Genomic DNA, 21,819 nt, shown 5'->3' with positions numbered 1-21,819 from the left:
TCCGCGCCCGCGGCCCGCGGGACCTCGACCGCGGATCGCCGCCCCTCGGGGGTCCGCTACCGTGGGAGGACCGGCGCGTCTCACGCGGATCCGGGGGGTTCGGCCGCGTGCACCCGGCGCGCGGCCTGCGAGGGGGCGGTAGTGGACAGCGGACGTGTGGCACTGGTCATCGAGGACGACGGCGACATCCGCCAGCTGCTCGAGGTGGTCCTGCGCCAGGGCGGCTTCGCCGTGCACTCGGCCGGCACGGCCGCCGAGGGCGTGCGGCTCGCCGAGGAGGTCGCGCCCGACGTCATCACGCTCGACGTGGGACTGCCCGACTTCGACGGCTTCGAGGCCGCGCGCCGGATCCGCCTCGTGAGCGACGCCTACATCGTCATGCTCACGGCGCAGGGCGAGGAGGTCGACACCCTGCTCGGCCTCGAGGCCGGCGCCGACGACTACATCGTGAAGCCGTTCCGCCCGCGCGAGCTGCGCGCCCGCATCTCCGCGATGATGCGGCGACCGCGCGGCGGCGGCGAGGCGCAGGCGGGCGCGTCCACGCCCGCGGCCGGCGTCGCGGCCGTGGCCGCCGACACCGCGGACGCCACGGCAGCCCCGGGCGCCGCGCCGGCCGCGCCGGCCGACGAGCCCGTGCAGCCGGCCGCCTTCGCGACCACCACCGTCGTCTCCCCCGCGATGCCCGCCGAGGCGGCGCCCGCATCCGCGCCCGCGGAGGACGCCGAGGACGTCCTCCGCCACAACGGCCTCGTCCTCGACGAGGGCACGCGCCATGTCACGGTCGACGGCGAGCCCGTCGACCTCACGCGCACCGAGTTCGACCTGCTCGCGTCGATCCTCGCGAGCGGCGGCCGGGTGCGCACCAAGGGCGACCTCGTGCGCGACATCCGCAGCGGCTCGTACGCCGTCTCCTCCTCCACGGAGCCCGAGGAGCGCGCCGTCGAGGTGCACCTCGGCAACCTGCGCCGGAAGCTGCACGACGACCCGCGCCAGGCGCGGTGGATCCAGACCGTTCGCGGCGTCGGCTACCGGCTCGCGCCGCCGCGCGACTGAGGCGCGTCCCGCCGCGGCGGATCCCGCGCGGGGCCGGGCGGACGTCGGGCGGGAGGGGCTGCCGCGGAGCCGATGGGCTCCGCGGCAGCTGCGCCGTGGATCGGGGTCCCCTCGGGTGGGATCCCGGTCCGTCGAACCGACCGGCCTGTCGCGGGAGCCGATCGGGCGTGCGCGTCGGCCGTCGGGTCGGCTGCGCGCACGGGTCTAGTCGGGCGGGTGTCCCGCCTCGGCGCGGATCCACGAGCGCATGGCGTCCATGCTCCGCTCGCCCACCTCGCCCAGCTGCGGGAGCAGGGCGCGGGACGCGGTCGGGTCGTTCGCCCGGATCGCCCGCTCGAGGTCGCTCGCGACGCCGCTGAGGCGGAGCGCGCCGACCATCGCCGCCGAGCTCTTCACGCTGAGGCAGGCGTCGAGGGCGGCCGCGCAGTCGTCGGCGCGCACCGCGCGGTCGACGCGCTCCCAGCGGCTCGGCCACAGGTCGACGAAGAAGCGCAGGAAGTCGACGCAGGCGTGCTGCCCGTCGGTCAGCGCGTGCGCGGGGGACGCGGGGACGCGAGGGGAAGGGGCGCCGACCGGACGGGGGGATCCGGCCGGCGCCGCGTCGCGCCCGGGTGCGGGGGCACCGCGGGTCGCGAGGCTGTCGTCCGGACGGAGGGATCCGGACGACGGGGTCCCGCGGCGCGGCTCGGGGAGGCCGCGCGGCGGGCTCTCGCTCCCCGGCGCGGGGGCGCCGAGGGGCGGAGCGGGGGCGTCCGTCGCGGGAACGACGGACAGGCGGGCGGGGCCGGGTTCGTCCGACAGCTCGACCAGCAGCTGCTCCAGGACGCGGACGTCGAGGAGCGGGGGGATCTGCGGGGCACGGGCGGCATGGGCGTTCACGCCCGGCCGCCGACGAGACGATCGGAAGGACCGGGGCGGCCGCCGTCGGGTACCGGCAGCGCAGCCGTCGACCCGGTACGGCACCCGGTGCGGGCGGCTCGGGTGCCGCTCGCGGGGTGGTCGTGGGGGGTCATCCGGTCCTTCGATCGCTCGTGTCGGACGGGGTGGTCCCCGTCGATCACCGAGCCTGGCAGCGCCGCATGCGGGATCCGATCAAGTTGTGGACAAGATCGGCTCAAGTCCGTCGCCGCAAGGATCGGGCCGCGAGGTCCGGGTGCGGACGGCCTAGTCCTCGGCGACCCGCAGCGGCAGCCGCACGCGCATCGTGGTGCCGGCGCCGAGCGCGCTCCGCACCTCGATGGTGCCGTCGTGCGCGTCCACGATCGAGCGGGTGATGCTGAGGCCGAGCCCCACGCCCGCGACCGTGCTGGCGCGCGCGGTGCTGGTGCGGAAGAAGCGCGTGAAGAGCTGGCTCGTGTCCTCGTCGGACATCCCGACGCCGTCGTCCGTGACCCGCACCTCGAGGTGGTCGCCGTCGACGCCGACCTCGGTGGTGACCGTGCCGCCCTCCGGCGTGTACTTCACGGCGTTGCTGAGCAGGTTGTCGAGCACCTGGCCGATGCGCACGGCGTCGACCTCGGCGACGAGCTCCTCGTACTCGGGCTCGACGAGCGCGACGCCGCTGGCCTGCGCGTGCGGGCGGATCACGTCGAGCGCGTTCTCGACGATCTCGCCGACGTCGACGAGGTTGCGGTTGACCTCGAGCCGGTGCTGCGCGGCCGTGAGCAGGTCGCCGATGAGGCCGAGGAGGCGCTGCGCGTTGCGCTCGACGATGGCGAGGCGGGCCGCGGTGATCCGGTCCTCGAGGTCCTCCTCCTCGAGGTCGTCGGCGATGAGCTCGACGTAGCCGAGGATCGAGGTGAGCGGCGTCTTCAGCTCGTGCGAGACGCTCGCCACGAACTCCTCGCGCTCGGTGACGGCGAGCGCGAGCGCGGTGACGTCCGTGCCCACCAGGACCGCGCCGAAGTGGCGCCCGGACGCGTCCACGAGCGGGGAGAGCGACTCGAGCACGGCCTTCTGGGCGCCGCCGTCACCGACCCAGTACACCTCGCGGCCGGAGACCTCGCCCGCGCGGCCGCGCGCGACGAGCTGCCGCTCGGGCGGGACGACGGTGGTGCGGTCCTCCTCGTACACGAGGCGGCCGACCAACGGGTCGTCGGGATCCGCCGGGTCGGCGAGCGCCATGAGGTCCACGGCCGCGCGGTTGCGCACCATGATGCGACCGCGGGCGTCGAGCACGATGACCGTGTCGTCGATGGCGTCGAGCACGCCGTCGATGATCGACTCGCGCTCCTGCAGGTCGACGAGCGTGCCCGTGAGCTCGTGCCGCAGCTCCTCCAGCCGGGCGTGCTGCCGGATCAGCTGCTGCGCGAGGAGGTTGACGGCCACCGCGACGAGCAGCATCACGACGGGCAGGACGACGAGGTGCGACCAGCCGGCGGCTCCCCCCGACAGCTCCCCCGAGCGGATGATCGGCAGCCCGAGGACCGCCGCGGTGCCGAGCGCCCCGAGCCACAGCACGTGCAGCGCGAAGGCGTAGGCCAGCCAGATGACGGGGAAGACGAGGAGGAACGCGGTGGACGGCACCTGGCCGCCGATGGCGTAGTTGCAGAGCGCGAGCGCCACGAAGTCGAGCATCGGCAGCACGGCGACCCAGTCGGAGTCGATCCGCTGCCAGGGCACGATCGCCGCCACGATCGTGACGAGCGCGGCGATGGCCGTGCCCGCGACGAAGCCGGGCTCGGAGACCGCGGCGAGGTCGCCGACGCCCGTCACGATCCCGAGCACGGCGAGGCTGAGGATGAAGGGGAGCTGCGCGTGCAGCGGCTTCGAGAAGGTCATGCTGCGGAGGGCGGCCTGGATGCGGCCGGACGGTCCGCGACGGACGGCGGAGGGAGCCTGCTCGCCCACGTGACCCCCCGGTTGCGGTCGTCCCCGGGCCGCTCCTCGATCCTAACCGCGCGTGGAGCTTCCGCCCCGGCCTCGCGTACCCCGTGATATGGGGAGCCGCGTACGCTTCCGAGGTGACCGACCTCGCTGCCCCGGCGGCCGACCTGCCGCACGCGACCCGCGTGGAGATCGCGCACCTCGTCGCCTCGCCCGTGCACCGGCTCGAGGGCCGGCCGGCGGACGGGCCGCGCGACGAGCCGGGCGAGCCGCCGTCGCGCACGTCGGTGCGGGTGCGCGCCCACCTCGGGATCGTCGGCGACCGCTACTTCGGCCAGCGCGCGCACCGCACGGCCGCGGTCACCGTGATGGCGGTCGAGTCGGTGGAGCGGGTGGCGCGCGAGCTCGGGGTGGACGCGGGACTGGATCCCGTCGACACGCGCCGCAACGTGCTGCTCCGCGGCGTGGACGCGGATCGGCTGCGCGGCATGCGCTTCAGCCTCGACTCGGGCGACGGGCCCGTCGAGTTCCAGGGTCACCGCCCGGCGAACCCGTGCGCGTGGATGGACGTGATGCTCGCGCCCGGCGCCTTCCGCGCGCTCCGCGGCCGCGGGGGCGTGCGCTGCGAGCCGCTCGGCGACGGGATCCTCACGGTCGGCCCGGCCGTGCTCCGCACCGAGCGCCCGCTCGACGACGGGGACGGCGACGGGGCGCGCCTGTTCTGACGCGCCCCGCCGCGGATCCGCCGCCGTGACCGCCGCGGGTCAGTGGACGGGCGTGCCGCCCGTGACCGCGATGGTCTCGCCGCTCGTGAAGCTCGACTCCTGGCTCGCGAGGAACACGTAGGTCGCCGCGATCTCCGCCGGCTGGCCGGGGCGGCCGTAGACCGACTGGGAGCCGAACTGCTCGACGTCCTCCGCGGACTGGCCGACGGGCTGCAGCACGGTCCAGAACGGGCCGGGCGCGACGGAGTTCACGCGGATGCCCTTCGGCGCGAGCTGCTGCGCGAGGCCCTGCGTGAAGTTGCGGATCGCGCCCTTCGAGGTCGCGTAGTCGAGCTTGTTCGCGCTCGGCTGGTACGCCTGCGAGGAGCTGGTCGTGATGATGCTGCCGCCCTTGGGCAGGTGCGGGAGCACGGCCTTGCTCAGCCAGAACAGCGAGTACACGTTGGTCTTCAGCGTGCGGTCGAGCTGCTCCGTGGCGAGGTCGAGGATGTCCTCCTCGTTGCGCTGGTAGCCGGCCACCATCACGAGGCAGTCGAGGCCGCCGAGCGCGTCGACCGAGGCCTGCACGATGTCCTGGCAGGTGGTCTCGTCGGAGATGTCGCCGGGCACGAGCGCAGCCTTCCGGCCGTCGGCCTCGATGGTGGACGCGGTGTCGCGTGCGTCCTCGAGCTCCTCGTCGAGGAAGTTGAGCGCGATGTCGGCGCCCTCGCGCGCGAACGCGATGGCGACGGCCTTGCCGATGCCGGAGTCCGCGCCCGTGATGAGGACCTTGCGGCCCTTCAGGCGGCCGAAGCCGACGTAGCTGTCCTGGCCGTGGTCGGGGGTCGGCTCGAAGCGCTGCTCGTCGCCCGCGCCGGTCTGCTCCTGCTGCGGGAACGGCGGGGACGGGTACTGCGCGATCGGGTCCTGGATCTCGTACTGGTTGCCGCCGTTGCGGATCTCGCTCATGCGCTGCGCCTTCCTTCGGGGGTCGTGGGGTCCCTTCCACCCTGGCCCGTGCGCTCCGCGGCGTCCGGGTCCGGCAGGGGGTTGACGGGCGGCGCGCCCGTACGCTCGACGCATGCCCGCCGCCCCCGACCTCCCGCCCGTCGAGTTCGCGTTCCCGGGTCCGCTGCGCGATCGGCTCGTGGCCGCGATCGCGTCGGGCGCGAAGACCTCGACCAGCTCGCTGCTGGCCCAGTACGCGGCCGACGGCGAGGAGCTGCCGGTCGTCGGGTCCCGCGGCTCGGTCATCGACTCCGCCGGGCAGCCCGTGCTCGTGGTCGAGACGACGGCCGTGGAGATCCGCCGGCTGGCCGACGTGCCGCTCGCGCACGCGGTGGACGAGGGCGAGGGCTTCACGACGGTCGCCGAGTGGCGCGCCGGGCACGAGGGGTTCTGGACGTCGGCCGAGGTCCTGGCGGAGCTGCCGGCCGGGTTCCGCCTCGCCGACGACACCGAGATCGTGATGGAGCGCTTCCGCGTCGTGCGCTGAGCGGGGGCGCGGCCGCGGACGGGGCGGTGGCGCGCGCCTAGGGTCGGACCATGCGCTCCCTCCTCGCCGCGGCCCTCGTCGTCGCCACCCTCGCCGTCGCCGGCTGCAGCTCGCCCGCGCATCCGCCGGGGGCGGCCGTCGCGGATCCGGCCGTCGCCGCGGTCGCGGAGACCGCCACCGGCTCCACCGCGGTGGCCGCGGCCGTCACCCTCCCGCCCACCGGCACGCGCTTCGACTACCAGCTCGGCGGTGCCTCGAAGGTGCCGACGGGCGTCGGGATCGTCGTGCGCGACAGCACCGACGCCCCCGCTCCCGGCGTCTACGGCGTCTGCTACGTCAACGGGTTCCAGACGCAGCCGGGCGCGGAGTGGCCCGCCGACCTCCTCGTGCGTGGCGCCGACGGGAAGCCGATCGTGGATCCGGGCTGGCCCGACGAGCGCATCCTCGACGTCTCCACGGCCGCGGCCCGCACCGCGAACGCCGCCCGGATCGCGCCCGTGATCGACGGGTGCGCGGCCGCCGGGTACCGCGCCGTCGAGTTCGACAACCTCGACTCGTGGACCCGCTCCGCCGGCGCCCTCGACGAGGACGACGCGCTCGCGTTCGCGACACTCCTCGTCGCCCGCGCGCACGACCGCGGCCTCGCCGCGGCGCAGAAGAACGCGACCGACCTCGGCTCCCGCGGCCGCGACGAGGCGCGCTTCGACTTCGCGATCGCCGAGGAGTGCGACCGCTGGAAGGAGTGCGCGGCGTACACCGACGTCTACGGCGCGCGCGTCCTCGACGTCGAGTACACCGACGACCTGCGCGACTCCGCGACCGGCGCGTGCCGCCGCATCCGCGCGCTGGATCCCGCGCCGGCCGCGATCGTGCGCGACCGCGACCTGGTGCCCGTCGGCACGCGGGGGTACGCGTACCGCGCCTGCTGACCCGGATCGCCCGCCGCGTGGCACGATGCGGGGATGGACGACGACGACCGGCGCGCGGAGGTCGCGGAGCTGCGCCGCCGGGTCTTCGGGCCGGACGCCGACCCGGCCGACGCGGTCGCGCGCGAGCGGCTGCGGGAGCTGGAGGGGCGGGATCCGGCGACGGCCGCGGATCCCGATCCCGGCGAGCCCGACGAGGCGCGCGGCGAGGAGGCCGGCCTCGCCTCCGCCGCCGTGCCCCGGCGACGCCCGGGCCGCGCTCCCCGGATCCGCCCCCGCGTCGCCGCCGTCTGGTCCGCCTCGGTCGTCGTCGCCGCCCTCGCGGGTGCGGGCGCGACCGCCTGGTGGCTCGGCGACGAGCGCGGCACGGTCGAGGTCCTGGCGCTCGAGCCGCCGCCGGTGCCCGACAACGCCACCTACCTCTCGGTCGACACCGGATCCATCGTGCCCGGCTCCCTGTTCGCCGCGTTCCACGGGATCTCGGTGGCGCGCGTGCCCGGCCCCGGCAGCCCCGGTGCGGAGACGACCTGCCTGGTCGCCGGTCCCCCGGGCCAGGACGGCTCCGTGAGCGGCCCGTCCGGATGCGGCTCCGGCGCCCTCCCCGCGCGCACCGCCCTCGTCGTCACGGCCGACCAGCCGCAGGAGCTCCGCGACGCGTTCCCGCTCGGCACGACCCTGTCGTTCGAGCTGGAGGAGGGCGGCGAGACGGTCCGGGTCCGCACCGTCGGCGGCTGAGGCACAGCAGCCTGCGGCCGTCGGCGGGACCGGGCTCCCCCGCCGCCGCATCCGCCCGGCTCGATGCGGTACGTTGTCCTGCGTTCGGGGAGCGCACCTATCGGGGTGCCTCGTCTGGTTCGATTTCCGGAGCTCTCCACCACTCGCCGCCATCGCGGCACGCGCGTCGCCGTGCGGTCCGTGCCCCTAGGCGTCGGGTCGCGCGTACGACACCGGCAGCAGCTCCCGGATCGCGACCATCTCGGGCCCGTCCGTCCCCGGGACGGCCACGTGGATGCCCGGCTGCAGGTCCAGCATCACCTGCCGGCACCGGCCGCACGGCGGCACGACGCCCCGCCCGCCGTCGCCCACGGCCGCCATCGCCACGAGCGGTCCCGCGTGCGCCGCGACGGCGGCGCCCAGCGCGACGAGCTCCGCGCACGGCCCGCCCGTGAAGTGCAGGACGTTGACGCCGACGTGGATCCGCCCCTCGGCGTCGAGGGCCGCGGCGGCCATGGTGTGGTCGGGGTCGGCGCCGAGCGTGCGCGCGAGCGCGGCGGCCGCGTCGATGAGCCGGCGCTCGGCGTCGTGGAGGGGCATGCGGACATCCTGCCGCGCGACCGCCCGCCCGCGCGCGGTCACTTGTCGCCCACGCGGACCGGCGGCAGTCCGCGGTCCGCGCGCTCGGCGTCGACCAGCTCCTGCACTAGGCCCTGCTTCGCCGCGGTGTACGCGCGGCCGTCGGCGGCCGTCATCGCGACATCCGCCTTGAGCGCGTCGTAGCGGCGCCGCGCATCCGGGTCCCGCAGCAGCCGGTCGCGGAAGAGCCGCTGCGGGCACGTCGCCCAGGCCTCCGCCGCGAAGACGTGGAGGATGCGGATCCGCGCGCCGCCCGCCATGCGCACGTGCACGCCGTGGTTCCGCGGGCCCGTGCGGTGCTGCGCGTAGCCCAGCGGCCCGAGCGTCGCGTCGAGGCCGAACGGGTCCACGCCGGGAGCGGCCGCGGCGGCGAGGTCGATGATCGGCTTCGCGCGGAGTCCCGGCACGGCGGTGCTGCCGATGTGCTCGACGGCCGTGAGCGCGTCGCCCGCCGCCCGCCGGATCCGCTCCGCCTCGACCCGGAACGCCTCCGCCCACTCCGGGCGGTGCTCCTCGAGGCGGATCATCGGGCCCACCCTACCCAGCCGCGCCCCTCCCCCTAGGCTCGACGACCATGCCCTCCTCCCCGTCCCCGCGACGCGCCCTCCTCCTCGGCGGCACGGGCGCGATCGGCGGCGCGACCGCGGAGCGCCTGGCGCGCGACGGCTGGTCGGTGGACGTGACCGGCCGTGATCCGCGCGCCATGCCCGCCGCGCTCGCGGACGCCGGCGTGCGCTTCCACGCCGTCGACCGCGCCGACGTCCGCGGGATCGAGCGCCTCGTCGGCGACGGGGTCGACCTGCTCGTCGACCTCGTGGCGTTCACCGCGGCCGAGGTCGAGGCGCTCCGGCCGGCGATGCGCGCGAGCGGATCCGTCGTCGTCACGTCCTCCCGCGCCGTGTACGTCGACGCCCGGGGCCGGCACGTCAACGGCGACGAGCCGCCGCGCTTCCCCGTGCCGATCCCCGAGTCGACCCCGACCCTCCCGCCCGCCTCGCCCGGCACCGATCCCTTCACGCGCGAGGGCTACGCGCCCTCCAAGGTCGCGGTGGAGCGCGCGGCCCTCGACGACGGGCTGCCGGTGACGGTGATCCGCCCGTCCAAGGTGCACGGCCGGTGGGCGCGGAACGCCCGCACGCTCGACCTCGTCGAGCGGATGCTCGCGGGCGCCCCGACGATCGAGCTCGCCGACCGCGGCGCCTCCGTCGACCACCTCACCGCGGCCGCGAACGCGGCAGCCCTCGTCGCGCGGGTCGCCGACGCCCCGGGCGCCCGGATCCTCAACGCGGCCGACCCGGACACGCTGACGGCCGCGGAGATCGTCGCCGTCATCGCGGACGAGCTCGGCTGGCGCGGCCGCATCGTGCCGCTGGAGCCGGGCGCCGGGGGCGGCGCGCACCCGTGGGCCGCCGCGCACCCGATCGTGCTCGACACGCGCGCGGCCGTCGCCCTCGGCTACGCGCCGGTCGGCGCGGGCGCGGAGCTGCTGCGCGCCGAGGTCGCGTGGATCCGCGACGGCGGGCGCCCGCGCGCCTGACGCGCCGCCCGCGACCGGCTGGCCGTCCCGCGCCCGATCCGCCCGCGACCCGGTCACGCGCGCGCGGACCTGGCAGGGTCGAGAGGCGGGCCCGCCGGCCCGCGCGATCACCCGAGGAGAACCATGCCGCTCATCCGCTTCCTGTTCGTCGCCGTCCCCGTGATCCGGAAGTTCCTGCGCAGCCGCCAGGGCAAGGCCGCGATCGCCAAGGGCAAGGCGCAGATGGCCAAGCGCTCGCAGAAGCGCGCGGCCCAGCGCACCGCCGCGACCCGCCGCCGCTAGGCCGGGTCGCCCCCGCCGGGCACCGGGCGGATCCGCGTCGCGCGACCGGATCCGCCCGCCGTCCGCGCGCTCGCCGCCGCGGTCCGGCCGACGCTAGGTCCCGGGCGCGAGCAGCGCCGCGACCACCAGGAGCACGGGGATCGACGCGACCGTCGTGATCAGCACGGTGTCGCGCGCGAGCACCACGCCGCGCTCGTAGCGCGACGCGAAGTTGAAGATGTTCTGCGCCGTCGGCAGGCCCGCGATCACGGTCGCCGCGAAGGTCTGGTCGGCGTCGAGGTGGAACGCGAAGCGCGCCAGCAGGAACGCCGCGAGCGGCATGACCAGCGTCTTGATCGCCGACGCCACCACGATCTCGCCGCGCCCCGACCCCGGCGCGAGCGGCTTCCGCCCCACGAGCGACATGCCGAACGCCATCAGCACGATGGGGATCGCCGCGCCGCCGATCAGCCGGAACGGCTCGTAGACGGCGTCCGGCACCGGCAGGCCCGTGACCGCGATGAGGATGCCGAGCATCGACGCGATGATCATCGGGTTCCGCAGCGGCTGCGTGAGGATCCCGACCACCGAGGCGGATCCGCGGCTCGAGATGTCGAGGATCGTCAGCGTCGTCGGCGCGAGCACGAGCAGCTGGAGCAGCAGCACGGGCGCGACGAGCTGCGCGTCGCCGAGCACGTAGATCGCCACCGGCAGCCCGATGTTGTTGGCGTTCACGTAGCTCGCCGACGCCGCGCCGATGGTCGTCTCCGCCACCGGCCGCCGGAACAGCACGCGCGCCACGATCAGGTACAGGATCGCCGCCACGGCCACCGCAGACGCTGACGCGAGCAGGAACGCCGAGAACACGACGTGCAGGTCGGCCTTCGCGAGGACGGTGAACAGCAGCGCGGGCGTCGCGACGAAGAACGCGACCCGGTTGAGCGAGTGCTGCGCGCCCGGCCCGGCGATCCCGGAGCGGCCGACGCCGTAGCCCACGGCGATGATGAAGCCGATGATGGCGAAGCCGGTCAGCACCCCGATCATCCGTCTCCCCTCGCGCGCGTCCTCCCACCCTACGGGCGGCCCGGGGCGCCGCCGCCCGCCCGGCGCCTCGCCCTGCGCCCCGCCCTGCGCCTCGCCCTGCGCCCCGCGCGTTCAGCGGCGCGACACCGACGGGCCCCCGACGCGTCATCGCGGCCGCCTAGCGTCGGGCGCGTCGCGCCCGCGACCGCTCCGCATCCGCCGCGCGCACCGTCGCGCCGCGCCCGCTCCGCCAGGAACCCATGCGCCACCGCACCCGCCGCCCGCTCGCCTCCGCCTCCGCCCTCGTCCTCGCGCTGGGGCTCGCCGTCGGCGGATCCGCCCTGCCGGCCCTGGCTGCGACCGGCGCCGCCACGGGCACCGACCCGGGGGCGGCCGACCGCCCGCACTACAGCAGCAAGACCCCGTACCTCCCGCAGGGGACGCCGGCCGACCTGGCGCCGGCGCCCGCCGGCTTCGCGCCGGTGTACACGGAGTCGGTCGCGCGCCACGGGTCGCGCGCGCTGTCGAGCTTCAAGTACGACTCGCTCACCACGCAGGTGTGGGAGCAGGCGCGTTCCGAGGGCGCGCTCACGGCGCTCGGGCGGACGCTCGGGCCGGAGGTGGCGAAGCTCACGGCCGCGAACGAGAGGCTCGGCTACGGCAACCTCACCGGTCAGGGCGCCGACCAGCACCGCGGCATCGGCAGCCGAGTCGTCGAGCGGCTGCCGTCGCTGTTCGCGGCCGTCGACGCCGGATCCGACACCATCGCGCTCGAGAGCTCGGGCGAGGCCCGCGCCACGGCGTCGGGGAAGGCGTTCGCCACGGGCCTGACCTCGGCGGATCCGCTCCTCGCCGGCCACCTGCCGACGGAGATCACGAAGGACCCGGACACGCTGTACTTCCACAAGTCCGACGCGAACGCCGACTACCAGGCGTACGAGGACGGCCCGGCGGTGACGGCCGCGGTCGACGCGATCACCGACCAGCCGCGGAGCCACGAGGTGGCCCGCGAGACGCTCGAGCGGATCTACGCGCCCGCCTTCGTCGACCGCCTCGCCGCCGGCGCGTACCACTTCGTGGACGGCGGGGACGGGAAGACCACCGTCGACGACGAGGTCGACGCCGCGATGATGCTCTACAACCTCTACATCATCGCGCCCGACATGGCCGACGAGGTCTCCGTCGACTTCGACCGCTACATCACGAGCGCCGACTCCGAATGGTTCGCGTACCTGCTCGACGCGGAGGACTTCTACTCCAAGGGCCCCGCGTTCCGGGGCAGCGACATCACCTACCGGATGGCGACGCCGCTGCTCGACGACTTCCTCGACTCCATGGACGCGCGGCTCGCCGGATCCGCCACCGCCGCCACCTTCCGCTTCGCGCACGCGGAGACGATCATCCCGTTCGCGGTGCTCCTCGGGCTGCCGGGCTCGACGCAGCAGGTGACGCCCGAGCAGCCGTACGCGTACGCGACGAACGCCTGGCGCGGCGAGACCGTCACGCCCATGGCGGCGAACGTGCAGTGGGACGTGTACCGCGCCGCCGACGGCCGGGCCGTCGTGCGGATGCTCGCCGACGAGCGGGCGATCCCGTTCCGCGCCGGCTGCGCGCCCATCGCGCCGGGCTCCCTGTTCTACGACGTGGGCGAGGTGCGGCGCTGCCTCACGGGCGCCGCGACGGACCCCGGCGCGACCGCCCCGGCCGGTGCCGCGGCCGGATCCACGGTGCCCGGCTCCCCCGCGGAGCTCGCCGCGGCCGACGCCTCGGCCGCACGCGGCGACACGCTCGCCGCGACGGGCATGTCCGCCGACGAGCTGCCGTTCCTCGCGGTGCTGGCGTTCGCGCTCGGCGCCGCTGGCATCACCGCGGTCGGCATGGTGCGGCGGCCGCGCCGTCCCTGACTCACACGGGGACCGAGCGCCCCAGCACTTCGAGTACCTGGTTCGACCTCACCGTCATCCGTTCCGACAACCGCTCGACCACCGCCGTCTGGAAAGACGAGTCCATCTCACCGATAACCGCTCCGAACACGGCGGGGAGAGCGGCGGCGACGTCTCGACCCCATGCCAGGAAGCTCTCGCCGTCGAGACCCATGTCGCGAGCGACAGCAGCCCACTGGAACGCGCCCATGTCTCCGACTCGGTAGGAATCCACAAGTCGTGTCGCCAGAAGAGTCGCGTCGAAGGCGGCGCGCAGGTTGCTTGCGTCACCTCCGCCTGTCTCGATGTAGGGCAGGAAGGAGGATGCGTCGTACATGGGCGCCAGATCGAATCCGGTCGACCAGCGGCGCAGGGAGTAGTTCTTCGCGTGGGCATCGGTGTCGAGCACCATCCACGAGAAGAGCAGGTGCTGCATAAACCGCTCCTTGGCAGCCGCACGAACCTCGCCGTCGTCGATCCGATCAAGGATTCTTCGAATCGAGACCACGCTCGGCCCCCCACGCTCCTCGAATTTGCGGAATGCCGGGAGCCCGAGCGCCTGGACGAGGTCCTCCTGGTGGATCCGTATCGTCGCGCCTCGCTCGTCGAGGTATCTGTCGAATCTCGTGACCACCAGTGAGTGCTGATCGGCAAATGACCTGATCTCCGTCGCAGCTGCGTCCAGCCCCAGCACCGCAGCAGCGGTCATGGTGACGTGCTCGACGAGCTCAGCGTCTTCCATTCCTCGAACCCGTGGTTTGAAGATGTGCGTGGACGGCTGCGCCCCGGTCGGCTCGTGCCACGCCCCGTCCGAACGCGCCAAGGCGAACTTGCCCTGTGCTCCAGCGAGTGAGAATTGCCCCGGTCGAACACCGGCCCCGGCTCCCGGCTCCCGGTCCTCTCGGATCGCGCGGATCCGGTCGGCTATCTGGGCGTCCGCGAGCGCGACCAGGGAGCCGTCGGTCCGGGCGGGGGTCCCCTCGGGATGGAACTCCAAAGCGCCCGCCACATCAGCACCATGAGAGCTGAGCAGATGGAACGGCTCTACAGACCCGGAGTCATCCTCCCGAGCCCAGGATCTCCGTACCGCGTCGTCCTCAGGAAGCAGGTTGTCCAGGAAGTTCACAAGCGGCGCGCCGGTGTGGACACGGCGCGCCGTCGGAAGCGACAGGGAGATGGACGGTCCCCCGACAGCCAGCCAGGCAGCGTCGTACTCCAAGCGGTATCGCAGAGGCGCGCTTCGTTCCAGCTTCGCTGCCAAGCCCCCATGGAGGTAGACGTCGAGCACCCGCGTGCTCACGGACGCGGCTGCTTCGAGCCGGGAGCGGAAGCGATGTCCTTGCTGGCGGGGGCCTCGCCCGCCTTGCCGATCTTCTCGACCATCGACCTCACGTCGTGGTTTCGACGGAGGAACTCCTCGGCCGCGCGTGAGCCTGATGCGACGAGGTGGGACGCGGGCTCCTGGCCGACCCTGGCCATCAACGCCGCCAAGGCCTCCTCGCCATCGGCCGAGGAGCGATGAGCTCGACGTCCATTCGCACCGGCGACCCACGGCGCCTTCGCCTCGACCTCGAGGCGGAGATCGAGTTCCCTCAGGACACGCATCACCTTGGACAGGGCCGCGTCACCCTTCGCGGTCTCGAATCGCGTGAGCCACTGCCTCGTCACGCCCGAGCGATGGGCGAGCTCCTCCTGCGAGAGTCCGAGATCCTGGCGGCGCTGACGCGCGACGTTCCCTAGATCTTCTGGCCAACTCGCGAGCACGGGACCTCCTCCAGCAGCTTTGGGCGATGTGGTACGTGCATGTTACATCTTCAAATGGGATGTGTATGTGTCATATGCATATGGAATGCTGCCATTCCATGCGGTCACCGCGCATCAACGCGACAGCTGGCCCGGCGCTAGGCCGTCGGTGCGACCAGCCCCTCCATCACGTCGAGGAACGAGCTCCACCCCTGGATCGTCATCTCGCGCTGCTCGGGCGTGAACTCGCCCGCGGTCTGCGTCACCGTCATGCGCGTCGCGCCGCCGGCGACCTCCTCGAGATCCACCGTGAGCGGCTCGCCCGCGGGCTCGTCGGGCCGGTCGGTCATCGTCATCGCGAGGCGCGCCGGCCGGTCGACCTCGACGTACTCGCCGGCCCAGTCGATGGATCCGCCGTCGGGCAGCCGCATCACCGCGCTCCACGCGCCGCCCTCGCGCACGTCCATGCGCAGGGTGTCGAGCGGGACCTCGACGGCGGCGGTGCCGAACCAGGCGGAGAAGTCGGCCGGCGTGGTCCACGCGACGAAGACGCGCTCCCGCGGGGCGGCGAACGTGCGGGTGATGACGATGGGCTCGCTCACGGCGACCTCCGATGGTGCGGTGCGGACGGGGGAGGGCCGCCGCCCCCGCGAGGAGACGACGGCCCTCCGGCGATCCCACCAGCCGCGCGCGGCCGTGTCAACGGCCCGTGCGCCCGGCGGCCGCCGGCGTCAGCTGCGGGACCCGTCGCGCTCCTCGCTCGACGGCACCGCGATCCGCGCGGCGTCGTCGGCCGCGTCCGCTCCGGTCGCCTGCGCGGGGGTCGCGCCGGGTCGCGCACCCGCGCGCTGCTCCGCCTCGAGCCGCTCCGCCTCCGCGCCGCCGATCGCCTCGCCGCGGGCCACGAGACCGGCGACGTCCGACAGCGGGATCTGCTTGAGCACGAGCGAGAGCACGAATGCGATGGCGATGAACGGCACGAGGTACCAGAACACGGGCGCCAGCGCGTCGGCGTACGCGTCCACGATCCCGTCGCGCACCGCGTCCGGCAGCCCGTTCAGCGTCTGCGGGTCGATGCTGCTGGCCGAGGCCGCCGCGTCGCCCGGGGCCGCCCCCGCCCCGGCGAAGACGCCCGTGAGGTTCTCGGTGAGCCGCGTCGTGAACAGCGTGCCGAACACGGCCGTGCCGAGCGCGGCGCCCACCTCGCGGAAGTAGTTGTTCGTGCTGGTCGCCGTGCCGATCTGCGCGGCGGGAACCGCGTTCTGCACCACGAGCACGACCACCTGCATGATGAGGCCGAGCCCCAGCCCGAAGACGAAGAGGAACACGCAGATCAGCCACACCGGCGTCTGGGCGGTGAGCGAGGTCATCGACACCAGCGCCAGCATCGTCAGCAGCGTGCCGACGATGGGGTAGATCCGGTACCGGCCGGTGCGGCTGATGAGGATGCCCGACGTGATCGACATGCCGATGAGGCCCACCATCATCGGCAGGAGCAGCAGCCCCGAGACCGCCGCCGAGGTGCCGGTGGACATCTGCAGGAACGTCGGCACGAAGCCGATGGCGGCGAACATGCCGATGCCGAGCGCGAGGCCGATGGCCGTGGCGTTCACGAAGACGGGGTTGCGGAAGAGGCTCAGCGGGATCACGGGATCGTCCGCCCGCGCCTCCGTGAACACGAACAGCGACGCCGCCACCACGAGCCCGAGGCCCCAGGCCCAGGTCGCGAGCGAGCCCCAGCCGTAGGCCTTGTCGCCGCCGAAGTCCGTGAAGAAGATGAGGCACGTCGTCGCGATGGAGAGGAGCACCACGCCCGCCACGTCGATCCGCTTCGTCGCCTTCTTGCTCGGCAGGGTCAGCGTGACGAAGGCGATGGCGAACGCCGCGATCCCCACGGGGATGTTGATGTAGAACGCCCACTGCCAGGTGAGGTGGTCGACGAAGAAGCCGCCGAGGAGCGGGCCGCCGACGGCCGAGAGGCCGAAGACGCCGCCGAGCGGGCCGAGGTACTTGCCGCGCTGGTCGGCCGGCACGATGTCGGCGATGATCGACTGCGACAGGATCATGAGCCCGCCGCCGCCGAGGCCCTGCGCCGCGCGGAACACCACGAACGACCAGAAGTCGCCCGCGAACGCGCAGCCGACCGAGGCGAGCGTGAAGATCGCGATGGCCGCGAGGAACAGGTTCCGCCGCCCGAGCACGTCGCCGAACTTGCCGTAGATGGGCATGACGATCGTGGTGGCGAGCAGGTAGGCCGTGGTGATCCAGACCTGGTGGTCGACGCCGCCGAGCTCGCCGACGATGGTCGGCATCGCGGTGGAGACGATGGTCTGGTCGAGGCTCGACAGGAGCATGCCGGCGATGAGCGCCGAGAAGATGATCCAGATGCGCCGCTGCGTGAGCAGGAGGGGCGCCGGGGCGGTGGCGGTCATGGGGTCCGTTCGGTGGGGCGGCGGGTGGCGGGGGCGGGGTGCGCGATCTCGCGCAGGGCGTCGAGGCGGCGTCGGAGGAGGAGGTCGATGGGGTCGGCGTTGCCGGGGGCGAGGAAGTCGCGGGCGCTCGCGCGACCGAGCGCGGCCATGGTCTGCACCACGACGGACGCGCGGAGGTCGCCCTCCGGCAGGCCCTCGCGGCGCTCGACGAGCCGCACGTCGCTCGCCTCGTCCTCGACGGACGCGTCGAGCGCGCGCACGAGGAGGCCGGGCTCGCGGCGGAAGGCGGCGTGCATGTCCTTCATCGAGGTGCCGTCGGTGTCGAGGCGCGACCACCGCCCGAGGCACAGCTCGGCGAGGTCGGCGAGGAGGTCCGGCGAGGTGCCGTCGCGGGACGGGTCGCCGCCGGCGACGAACGCCTCCTCGAGGTCGGCGGTGTCGAGGCGCGCGGGACGTCCGAACACGGCGTCCTCCTTGGAGGCGAAGTAGTTGAAGAAGGTGCGGCGCGCGACGCCGGCCTGCTCGCAGAGCTCCTCGACCGTGAAGCCCGCGAGGCCGCGCTCGGCGGTGAGGCGGCGCGCGAGGGTCGTGAGCGTGGCCGAGGTCTCCGCCCGGCGACGCTCGCGCAGCCCTGTTGCACCATCAGTCATGGAGTGCATGTTTGCACTTCCCCCCACGGAGTGCAAGCTACGGGGAGGCGAGAGCGGCGCTACTCCCCCGGCTTCGCGCGCAGGCCGAGGTCGACGAGGTCGATGAGCCAGTCGAAGCTCGCGTCGGTGGCCGTGCCCCACTGGAAGCCGCCGTCGGCCTCGATGGTCGCGAAGCCGTGGAAGATGCTGCGGAGCGCGCGCAGCGCGTGGGTGGCGTCGGCCTCCGGGAGGTCGTATCCGCGGAGCACCGCGACGAAGGGCTCGAGCCCGCGCGCCGACGCGACGGCGATCGGATCCTCGGGGCCCGTGACCTCGATGCCGACGGTGGCGGCATACCGGCCCGGGTGGGCGAGGATGAAGCCGCGGAGCGCGTGGGCGGCGGCCCGCAGGGCGTCGCGGCCCGCGCGCCCCTGGATGGCGGCGCCGATCGCGTCCGCCACCTCGTCGAGGGCGCGGGCGGCGATGCGCCGGGTCAGGTCGTCCTGGCCGGCGACGTGCTTGTAGAGGGAGGGGGTGCGGACGCCGACTCGCTCGGCCAGCCGGCCCATGGTCAGCTCGGCGAAGCCGATCTCGTCGGCGAGGTCCGCGCCGGCGGCGACGACGGAGGCCGTGTCGAGGCCGGCCCTAGGCACGCGCGCTCGCCAGGAAGGTCGTCATCGCGGTCGCCACCTCGGCAGGGTACTGGGTGTGCGGGTAGTGCCCGGCGCCCTCGATGACCTCCAGACGACCGAGTCCGGCGGGCAGGGCGGCGACGATCGCCTCCCCCTCGGCGCGCGGATCGACCCAGTCGCAGTCGGCGCCGCCCTGCACCACGAGGACCGGGCAGCGCACGTTCCCCAGCTGCGCGCCGGCGTCCGCCGGGGTGCCCGAGCCCATGGCCCGGAGGGCCGCCATCCGGCCGGGCTCGGCCAGCATCGCGCGGATTCGCTCCAGGCGGGCGGCGTGGTCGGCGGGCCGGATGCCGGGGTAGGCGACGTCGAGGTACCGCAGCCACTCCCGCGAGCTGCGCAGCAGGGTCGTGCCCAGGAGGTGGCGCATGCCCCGGCGGAAGGCGGGGTCGCGGAGGTCGGAGAGCGAGAGCGACTGCCTCCGGGTGAACGGCGCCAGCTCGACCAGGGCGGTGACGAGGTGCGGGGCCGTCGCCGCGGCGATGGTCACGGCGCCGCCGGCGATGGAGTGGCCGACCAGGACCGCGGGGCCGCCCAGGTGCTCGATGAGCCGGATCAGGTCGCCCGCGATGTCGGTGCGGGTGTGGCCGGCCCATCCGACGCTCGACTCGCCGTGGCCGCGCAGGTCCACGGCGGCGACCCGGTAGCCCGCCTCCACCAGGAGGGGCGTGAGGAAGCGGTACGCCTCCCGGCTGTCGCCCATGCCGTGGGCGAGCACGAGGAGCGGGCCGGTGCTGCCGCTCAGCTCGTAGGCGAGGGTGCCGCCGTCGATGGTCAGGGACTCGGACATGTTCGCCTCCAGGTGCGGATGGTCGCGGTGGCTTACCGCGTTAGCTACAAGCTAGCACCATTAGCCACGGCGTCACGGGCCCGGCGGCGTCAGATCCCGAACCCGTCGGGCCAGCCGTGCGTCGCGAGATAGGCGCGCACGCGCTCGACGTCCTCGTCGGACGGCATCTCGGAGGTGAGGCCCGCGATGGCGTCGGCCACGTCGATCCGCCGGGCGGGCAGGCCGCCCTCGGCCGCGAGGCGGGCGGCGACCTCCCGGACCTCGTCGTCGCTCAGCCGTCGGCGGAGCAGCGCGACGAGCGGCACGAAGTCGCGCTCCGGGAGGCCGGCGGGGTAGCCGGCGCGCAGCCACGCGACGACGCGCGCGACGAGGCCCGTGCGCTCGGCGGCGCGCGCGTCGGCCGGGTCGGGCTCGTGCAGGTCGTCGGGGGATCCGAGGGGCCAGCCCGCGGCGGCGAGCCGGGCGGAGACGCGCACGAGGTCCTCCGGCAGGGCCGGCCCGAGCAGCAGCTCCTCGACGCGATCGCGCAGCTGGCGCCCGCCGATCTCCTCGCCCGCCGCGTCGGCCGCGGTCGCGTCCTCCACGAGCTGGTCGACGACCTGCTCGAGCTCCTCCGGCGTGAGGCTGCGGCGGAGGATCCCGAGCAGCGGCACGTAGTCCTGGTCCGGCACGCCGGACGGGTAGCCGGCGCGCAGCCAGCCCACGACCCGCTGGACGATGCCGCGCTCGGCGGCGGGGTGCGCCTCGACGGCGTCGGCGGATCCGCTGTCGGCCACGGTCAGGCCTTCGACGTGAAGGTCGGGATGACGTGCTCGAAGCTCACGGTCTGGCCGAGGCCCGTCGCGATGATGAGCGTGAGCCCGGCCACGACCGCGAGCACGACCACCGCGAAGCAGAGGGCGCCGAGCGCCTGCAGCACGGGCGGCGGCAGCCGGCGCGCGGAGTCGGATCCGGCGACGCGGCCGCTGGTCTCGGGGCTGGCGAGCCCGAAGGACCGCACTCCCAGCGCGAAGAGGGCGGGCAGGCCCGCGCCGAGGACGAGGGCGACGAGGGCGACCTGGCCGACCGCGGAGAGGAAGAGGGGGAGCATGGCGGGATCCTTCAGGCGTCGGCGGACTGGGGGGCGGGGCGGGCGGCCTTCTCGTCGGACCACTCGTCGTTCACGTTGTGCGCGCCGACGTCGTCCTTGCGCGAGCGGACGTAGACGGTGACCGCGACGGCCACGAGCACCAGCGTCATGGCGATGCCGCCTCCGGCACCGCCGATGAGGTGGCCGAGCCACCACATGACCGCGCCGACGAGCGCGGCGGCCGGGAGCGTGATGACCCACGCCACGACCATCCGCAGCGCCACCTTCCAGCGCACCTGCGCACCCGGGCGGCCGAGGCCGGAGCCGAGGATGGAGCCGGTGGCGACGTGGGTGGTGGAGAGCGCGAAGCCGAGGTGGCTGGAGGCGAGGATGACCGCGGCCGACGAGCTCTCGGCCGCCATGCCCTGGGGCGTGTCGATCTCGACGAGGCCCTTGCCGACCGTGCGGATGATCCGCCACCCGCCGATGTAGGTGCCGAGCGAGATGGCGAGCGCGCAGCTGATCTTCACCCAGAACGGCACCGACCCGGTGTCGGTCCAGCCGCCCGCCGCGATGAGCGCGAGCGTGATGACGCCCATCGTCTTCTGCGCGTCGTTCGTGCCGTGGGCGAGCGAGACGAGCGAGGCGCTGCCGATCTGGCCGATGCGGAAGGTGCGGTCGAGGCCGCGCCCGGCGAGGTTCCCGACGACGCGGAACACCAGCCAGGTGCCGATGGCGGCCACCGCCCCCGCGAGGATCGGCGACATGAGCGCCGGCAGGATCACCTTGCCGACGACGCCGTCGAGCTTCGAGCCGTCGCCCGCCCAGTTCACCCCGTTCAGCCCGAGGCCCGCGAGCGTCGAGCCGATGAGGCCGCCGAACAGCGCGTGCGACGAGCTCGACGGGAGGCCGAGCAGCCAGGTGAGGAGGTTCCAGACGATGCCGCCGATGAGGCCGGCCAGCACGATGAGCAGCAGCGCGGATCCGCCGCCCTCCAGCAGTGCCGGGTCGGGCGCGCCCGTCTTGTCCTGGATCTTCACCACGGCGTTCGTGACCGTGAGCGCGACCTCGATGCTGAGGAACGCGCCCACCAGGTTGAGCACGGCGGAGAGCGTGACGGCGGCCTTGGGCTTCAACGCGCCGGTGGCGATGGAGGTGGCCATCGCGTTCGCCGTGTCATGGAAGCCGTTGGTGAAGTCGAAGGCGAGCGCCGTGATGACGACGAGCACGAGCAGTATGAAGGGATCCACGGCGATGAGCATGCGCCCTGCCCTCGGGTCCCCTCTACGGGGGACCGTCGGGTTCATCGGCTGTTCACCCGTGCCTGTGGAGAATGGGGCGGACGGGCGACGCGGCCCGCCGAACCC

24 protein-coding genes are annotated in these 21,819 nt (G+C 74.3%); 8 read left to right on the top strand and 16 right to left on the bottom strand.

Annotated features, from left to right (window positions below; genetic code table 11):
- Positions 1–141 precede the first annotated feature (141 nt).
- Positions 142–1,053, top strand: a complete 912-nt coding sequence (locus tag H9X71_RS02035) for a response regulator transcription factor (RefSeq protein ID WP_191148093.1) — start codon at positions 142–144, stop codon at positions 1,051–1,053.
- Positions 1,054–1,257: 204 nt separating this feature from the next.
- On the opposite strand, the gene H9X71_RS02030 is transcribed toward H9X71_RS02035, so the two are convergent.
- Both H9X71_RS02030 and H9X71_RS02025 read right to left on the bottom strand, forming a co-directional pair.
- The gene (locus H9X71_RS02030; protein ID WP_244961721.1) at positions 1,258–1,932 is read right to left on the bottom strand and encodes an Hpt domain-containing protein; all 675 of its coding nucleotides are present in this window, start codon (positions 1,930–1,932) and stop codon (positions 1,258–1,260) included.
- 285 nt (positions 1,933–2,217) lie between these two features.
- The gene (locus tag H9X71_RS02025; RefSeq protein WP_244961720.1) at positions 2,218–3,834 is read right to left on the bottom strand and encodes a sensor histidine kinase; all 1,617 of its coding nucleotides are present in this window, start codon (positions 3,832–3,834) and stop codon (positions 2,218–2,220) included.
- A gap of 182 nt (positions 3,835–4,016) precedes the next feature.
- On the opposite strand from H9X71_RS02025, the gene H9X71_RS02020 reads away from it, so the two are divergent.
- Positions 4,017–4,604: an MOSC domain-containing protein gene (locus H9X71_RS02020; protein ID WP_213003957.1), complete on the top strand. Its 588-nt coding sequence runs from the start codon at positions 4,017–4,019 to the stop codon at positions 4,602–4,604.
- A gap of 39 nt (positions 4,605–4,643) precedes the next feature.
- Here H9X71_RS02020 and H9X71_RS02015 read toward each other — a convergent pair whose 3' ends face one another.
- Positions 4,644–5,552 carry an SDR family oxidoreductase gene (locus H9X71_RS02015; RefSeq protein WP_191148091.1) on the bottom strand — a complete coding sequence of 303 codons (909 nt, stop codon included), beginning with the start codon at positions 5,550–5,552 and terminating at the stop codon, positions 4,644–4,646.
- A 112-nt stretch (positions 5,553–5,664) separates the two neighbouring features.
- Between H9X71_RS02015 and H9X71_RS02010 the strand changes: the two genes are divergently transcribed.
- From H9X71_RS02010 to H9X71_RS02000, 3 genes are read left to right on the top strand one after another with little or no spacing between them, the layout of a single operon-like run.
- Positions 5,665–6,078, top strand: a complete 414-nt coding sequence (locus H9X71_RS02010) for an ASCH domain-containing protein (RefSeq protein ID WP_191148090.1) — start codon at positions 5,665–5,667, stop codon at positions 6,076–6,078.
- Between the two features lie 50 nt (positions 6,079–6,128).
- Positions 6,129–7,007 (top strand): endo alpha-1,4 polygalactosaminidase, encoded by an 879-nt coding sequence (locus H9X71_RS02005; RefSeq protein WP_191148089.1) that lies wholly within the window; start codon positions 6,129–6,131, stop codon positions 7,005–7,007.
- A gap of 33 nt (positions 7,008–7,040) precedes the next feature.
- A complete protein-coding gene (locus tag H9X71_RS02000; RefSeq protein ID WP_191148088.1) occupies positions 7,041–7,739 on the top strand; it encodes a hypothetical protein in 699 nt (232 codons plus the stop codon).
- A gap of 186 nt (positions 7,740–7,925) precedes the next feature.
- Here H9X71_RS02000 and H9X71_RS01995 read toward each other — a convergent pair whose 3' ends face one another.
- Positions 7,926–8,318: a cytidine/deoxycytidylate deaminase family protein gene (locus tag H9X71_RS01995; RefSeq protein ID WP_191148087.1), complete on the bottom strand. Its 393-nt coding sequence runs from the start codon at positions 8,316–8,318 to the stop codon at positions 7,926–7,928.
- A gap of 38 nt (positions 8,319–8,356) precedes the next feature.
- Positions 8,357–8,884: a GrpB family protein gene (locus H9X71_RS01990; protein ID WP_191148086.1), complete on the bottom strand. Its 528-nt coding sequence runs from the start codon at positions 8,882–8,884 to the stop codon at positions 8,357–8,359.
- Positions 8,885–8,931: 47 nt separating this feature from the next.
- Between H9X71_RS01990 and H9X71_RS01985 the strand changes: the two genes are divergently transcribed.
- Both H9X71_RS01985 and H9X71_RS01980 read left to right on the top strand, forming a co-directional pair.
- Positions 8,932–9,894, top strand: coding sequence for an NAD-dependent epimerase/dehydratase family protein (locus tag H9X71_RS01985; RefSeq protein ID WP_191148085.1), 963 nt, complete (start codon positions 8,932–8,934; stop codon positions 9,892–9,894).
- Positions 9,895–10,017: 123 nt separating this feature from the next.
- Positions 10,018–10,176: a hypothetical protein gene (locus tag H9X71_RS01980; protein WP_162835259.1), complete on the top strand. Its 159-nt coding sequence runs from the start codon at positions 10,018–10,020 to the stop codon at positions 10,174–10,176.
- A gap of 93 nt (positions 10,177–10,269) precedes the next feature.
- On the opposite strand, the gene H9X71_RS01975 is transcribed toward H9X71_RS01980, so the two are convergent.
- The gene (locus H9X71_RS01975) at positions 10,270–11,199 is read right to left on the bottom strand and encodes an AEC family transporter (RefSeq protein WP_191148084.1); all 930 of its coding nucleotides are present in this window, start codon (positions 11,197–11,199) and stop codon (positions 10,270–10,272) included.
- 239 nt (positions 11,200–11,438) lie between these two features.
- On the opposite strand from H9X71_RS01975, the gene H9X71_RS01970 reads away from it, so the two are divergent.
- Complete coding sequence (locus H9X71_RS01970; RefSeq protein WP_191148083.1) at positions 11,439–13,082, top strand: histidine-type phosphatase; 1,644 nt, start codon at positions 11,439–11,441, stop codon at positions 13,080–13,082.
- Between the two features lies 1 nt (position 13,083).
- On the opposite strand, the gene H9X71_RS01965 is transcribed toward H9X71_RS01970, so the two are convergent.
- From H9X71_RS01965 to H9X71_RS01920, 10 genes are all read right to left on the bottom strand, one after another.
- A complete protein-coding gene (locus tag H9X71_RS01965; protein WP_191148082.1) occupies positions 13,084–14,388 on the bottom strand; it encodes a HipA domain-containing protein in 1,305 nt (434 codons plus the stop codon).
- 8 nt (positions 14,389–14,396) lie between these two features.
- Entirely contained in the window at positions 14,397–14,864 is a 468-nt protein-coding gene (locus H9X71_RS01960) for a helix-turn-helix domain-containing protein (protein WP_191148081.1), read from the bottom strand.
- A gap of 137 nt (positions 14,865–15,001) precedes the next feature.
- Positions 15,002–15,445, bottom strand: a complete 444-nt coding sequence (locus H9X71_RS01955) for an SRPBCC family protein (RefSeq protein ID WP_191148080.1) — start codon at positions 15,443–15,445, stop codon at positions 15,002–15,004.
- A 129-nt stretch (positions 15,446–15,574) separates the two neighbouring features.
- Positions 15,575–17,275, bottom strand: coding sequence for an MDR family MFS transporter (locus H9X71_RS01950; RefSeq protein ID WP_191148079.1), 1,701 nt, complete (start codon positions 17,273–17,275; stop codon positions 15,575–15,577).
- Positions 17,272–17,925, bottom strand: a complete 654-nt coding sequence (locus H9X71_RS01945) for a TetR/AcrR family transcriptional regulator (protein ID WP_244961719.1) — start codon at positions 17,923–17,925, stop codon at positions 17,272–17,274. The genes H9X71_RS01950 and H9X71_RS01945 overlap by 4 nt, the downstream gene beginning before the upstream one ends.
- 59 nt (positions 17,926–17,984) lie before the next feature.
- The gene (locus H9X71_RS01940) at positions 17,985–18,557 is read right to left on the bottom strand and encodes a TetR/AcrR family transcriptional regulator (protein ID WP_191148077.1); all 573 of its coding nucleotides are present in this window, start codon (positions 18,555–18,557) and stop codon (positions 17,985–17,987) included.
- On the bottom strand, positions 18,550–19,383 hold the full coding sequence (locus tag H9X71_RS01935; protein WP_191148076.1) for an alpha/beta fold hydrolase: 834 nt from the start codon (positions 19,381–19,383) through the stop codon (positions 18,550–18,552). The genes H9X71_RS01940 and H9X71_RS01935 overlap by 8 nt, the downstream gene beginning before the upstream one ends.
- An 89-nt stretch (positions 19,384–19,472) precedes the next feature.
- Positions 19,473–20,159: a DUF3349 domain-containing protein gene (locus tag H9X71_RS01930; protein WP_244961718.1), complete on the bottom strand. Its 687-nt coding sequence runs from the start codon at positions 20,157–20,159 to the stop codon at positions 19,473–19,475.
- A 2-nt stretch (positions 20,160–20,161) separates the two neighbouring features.
- Positions 20,162–20,473 (bottom strand): hypothetical protein, encoded by a 312-nt coding sequence (locus tag H9X71_RS01925; RefSeq protein WP_191148075.1) that lies wholly within the window; start codon positions 20,471–20,473, stop codon positions 20,162–20,164.
- A gap of 11 nt (positions 20,474–20,484) precedes the next feature.
- Positions 20,485–21,702, bottom strand: coding sequence for an inorganic phosphate transporter (locus H9X71_RS01920; RefSeq protein WP_191148074.1), 1,218 nt, complete (start codon positions 21,700–21,702; stop codon positions 20,485–20,487).
- Positions 21,703–21,819 lie beyond the last annotated feature (117 nt).

Source organism: Clavibacter zhangzhiyongii (genome assembly GCF_014775655.1).
GTDB classification, from domain to species: domain Bacteria; phylum Actinomycetota; class Actinomycetes; order Actinomycetales; family Microbacteriaceae; genus Clavibacter; species Clavibacter zhangzhiyongii.
The sequence above is the reverse complement of the archived record's forward strand: the minus strand, read 5'-3'. Positions and strand labels throughout refer to the sequence as shown.

What these genes read in the sequence shown, in the direction of transcription:
- H9X71_RS02025 (WP_244961720.1), bottom strand. Translation starts at nt 3,834, where the DNA reads ATGACCTTCTCGAAGCCGCTGCACGCGCAGCTCCCCTTCATCCTCAGC.
- H9X71_RS02015 (WP_191148091.1), bottom strand. Translation starts at nt 5,552, where the DNA reads ATGAGCGAGATCCGCAACGGCGGCAACCAGTACGAGATCCAGGACCCG.
- H9X71_RS02010 (WP_191148090.1), top strand. Translation starts at nt 5,665, where the DNA reads ATGCCCGCCGCCCCCGACCTCCCGCCCGTCGAGTTCGCGTTCCCGGGT.
- H9X71_RS02005 (WP_191148089.1), top strand. Translation starts at nt 6,129, where the DNA reads ATGCGCTCCCTCCTCGCCGCGGCCCTCGTCGTCGCCACCCTCGCCGTC.
- H9X71_RS02000 (WP_191148088.1), top strand. Translation starts at nt 7,041, where the DNA reads ATGGACGACGACGACCGGCGCGCGGAGGTCGCGGAGCTGCGCCGCCGG.
- H9X71_RS01995 (WP_191148087.1), bottom strand. Translation starts at nt 8,318, where the DNA reads ATGCCCCTCCACGACGCCGAGCGCCGGCTCATCGACGCGGCCGCCGCG.
- H9X71_RS01990 (WP_191148086.1), bottom strand. Translation starts at nt 8,884, where the DNA reads ATGATCCGCCTCGAGGAGCACCGCCCGGAGTGGGCGGAGGCGTTCCGG.
- H9X71_RS01985 (WP_191148085.1), top strand. Translation starts at nt 8,932, where the DNA reads ATGCCCTCCTCCCCGTCCCCGCGACGCGCCCTCCTCCTCGGCGGCACG.
- H9X71_RS01980 (WP_162835259.1), top strand. Translation starts at nt 10,018, where the DNA reads ATGCCGCTCATCCGCTTCCTGTTCGTCGCCGTCCCCGTGATCCGGAAG.
- H9X71_RS01975 (WP_191148084.1), bottom strand. Translation starts at nt 11,199, where the DNA reads ATGATCGGGGTGCTGACCGGCTTCGCCATCATCGGCTTCATCATCGCC.
- H9X71_RS01970 (WP_191148083.1), top strand. Translation starts at nt 11,439, where the DNA reads ATGCGCCACCGCACCCGCCGCCCGCTCGCCTCCGCCTCCGCCCTCGTC.
- H9X71_RS01950 (WP_191148079.1), bottom strand. Translation starts at nt 17,275, where the DNA reads ATGACCGCCACCGCCCCGGCGCCCCTCCTGCTCACGCAGCGGCGCATC.
- H9X71_RS01945 (WP_244961719.1), bottom strand. Translation starts at nt 17,925, where the DNA reads ATGACTGATGGTGCAACAGGGCTGCGCGAGCGTCGCCGGGCGGAGACC.
- H9X71_RS01935 (WP_191148076.1), bottom strand. Translation starts at nt 19,383, where the DNA reads ATGTCCGAGTCCCTGACCATCGACGGCGGCACCCTCGCCTACGAGCTG.
- H9X71_RS01925 (WP_191148075.1), bottom strand. Translation starts at nt 20,473, where the DNA reads ATGCTCCCCCTCTTCCTCTCCGCGGTCGGCCAGGTCGCCCTCGTCGCC.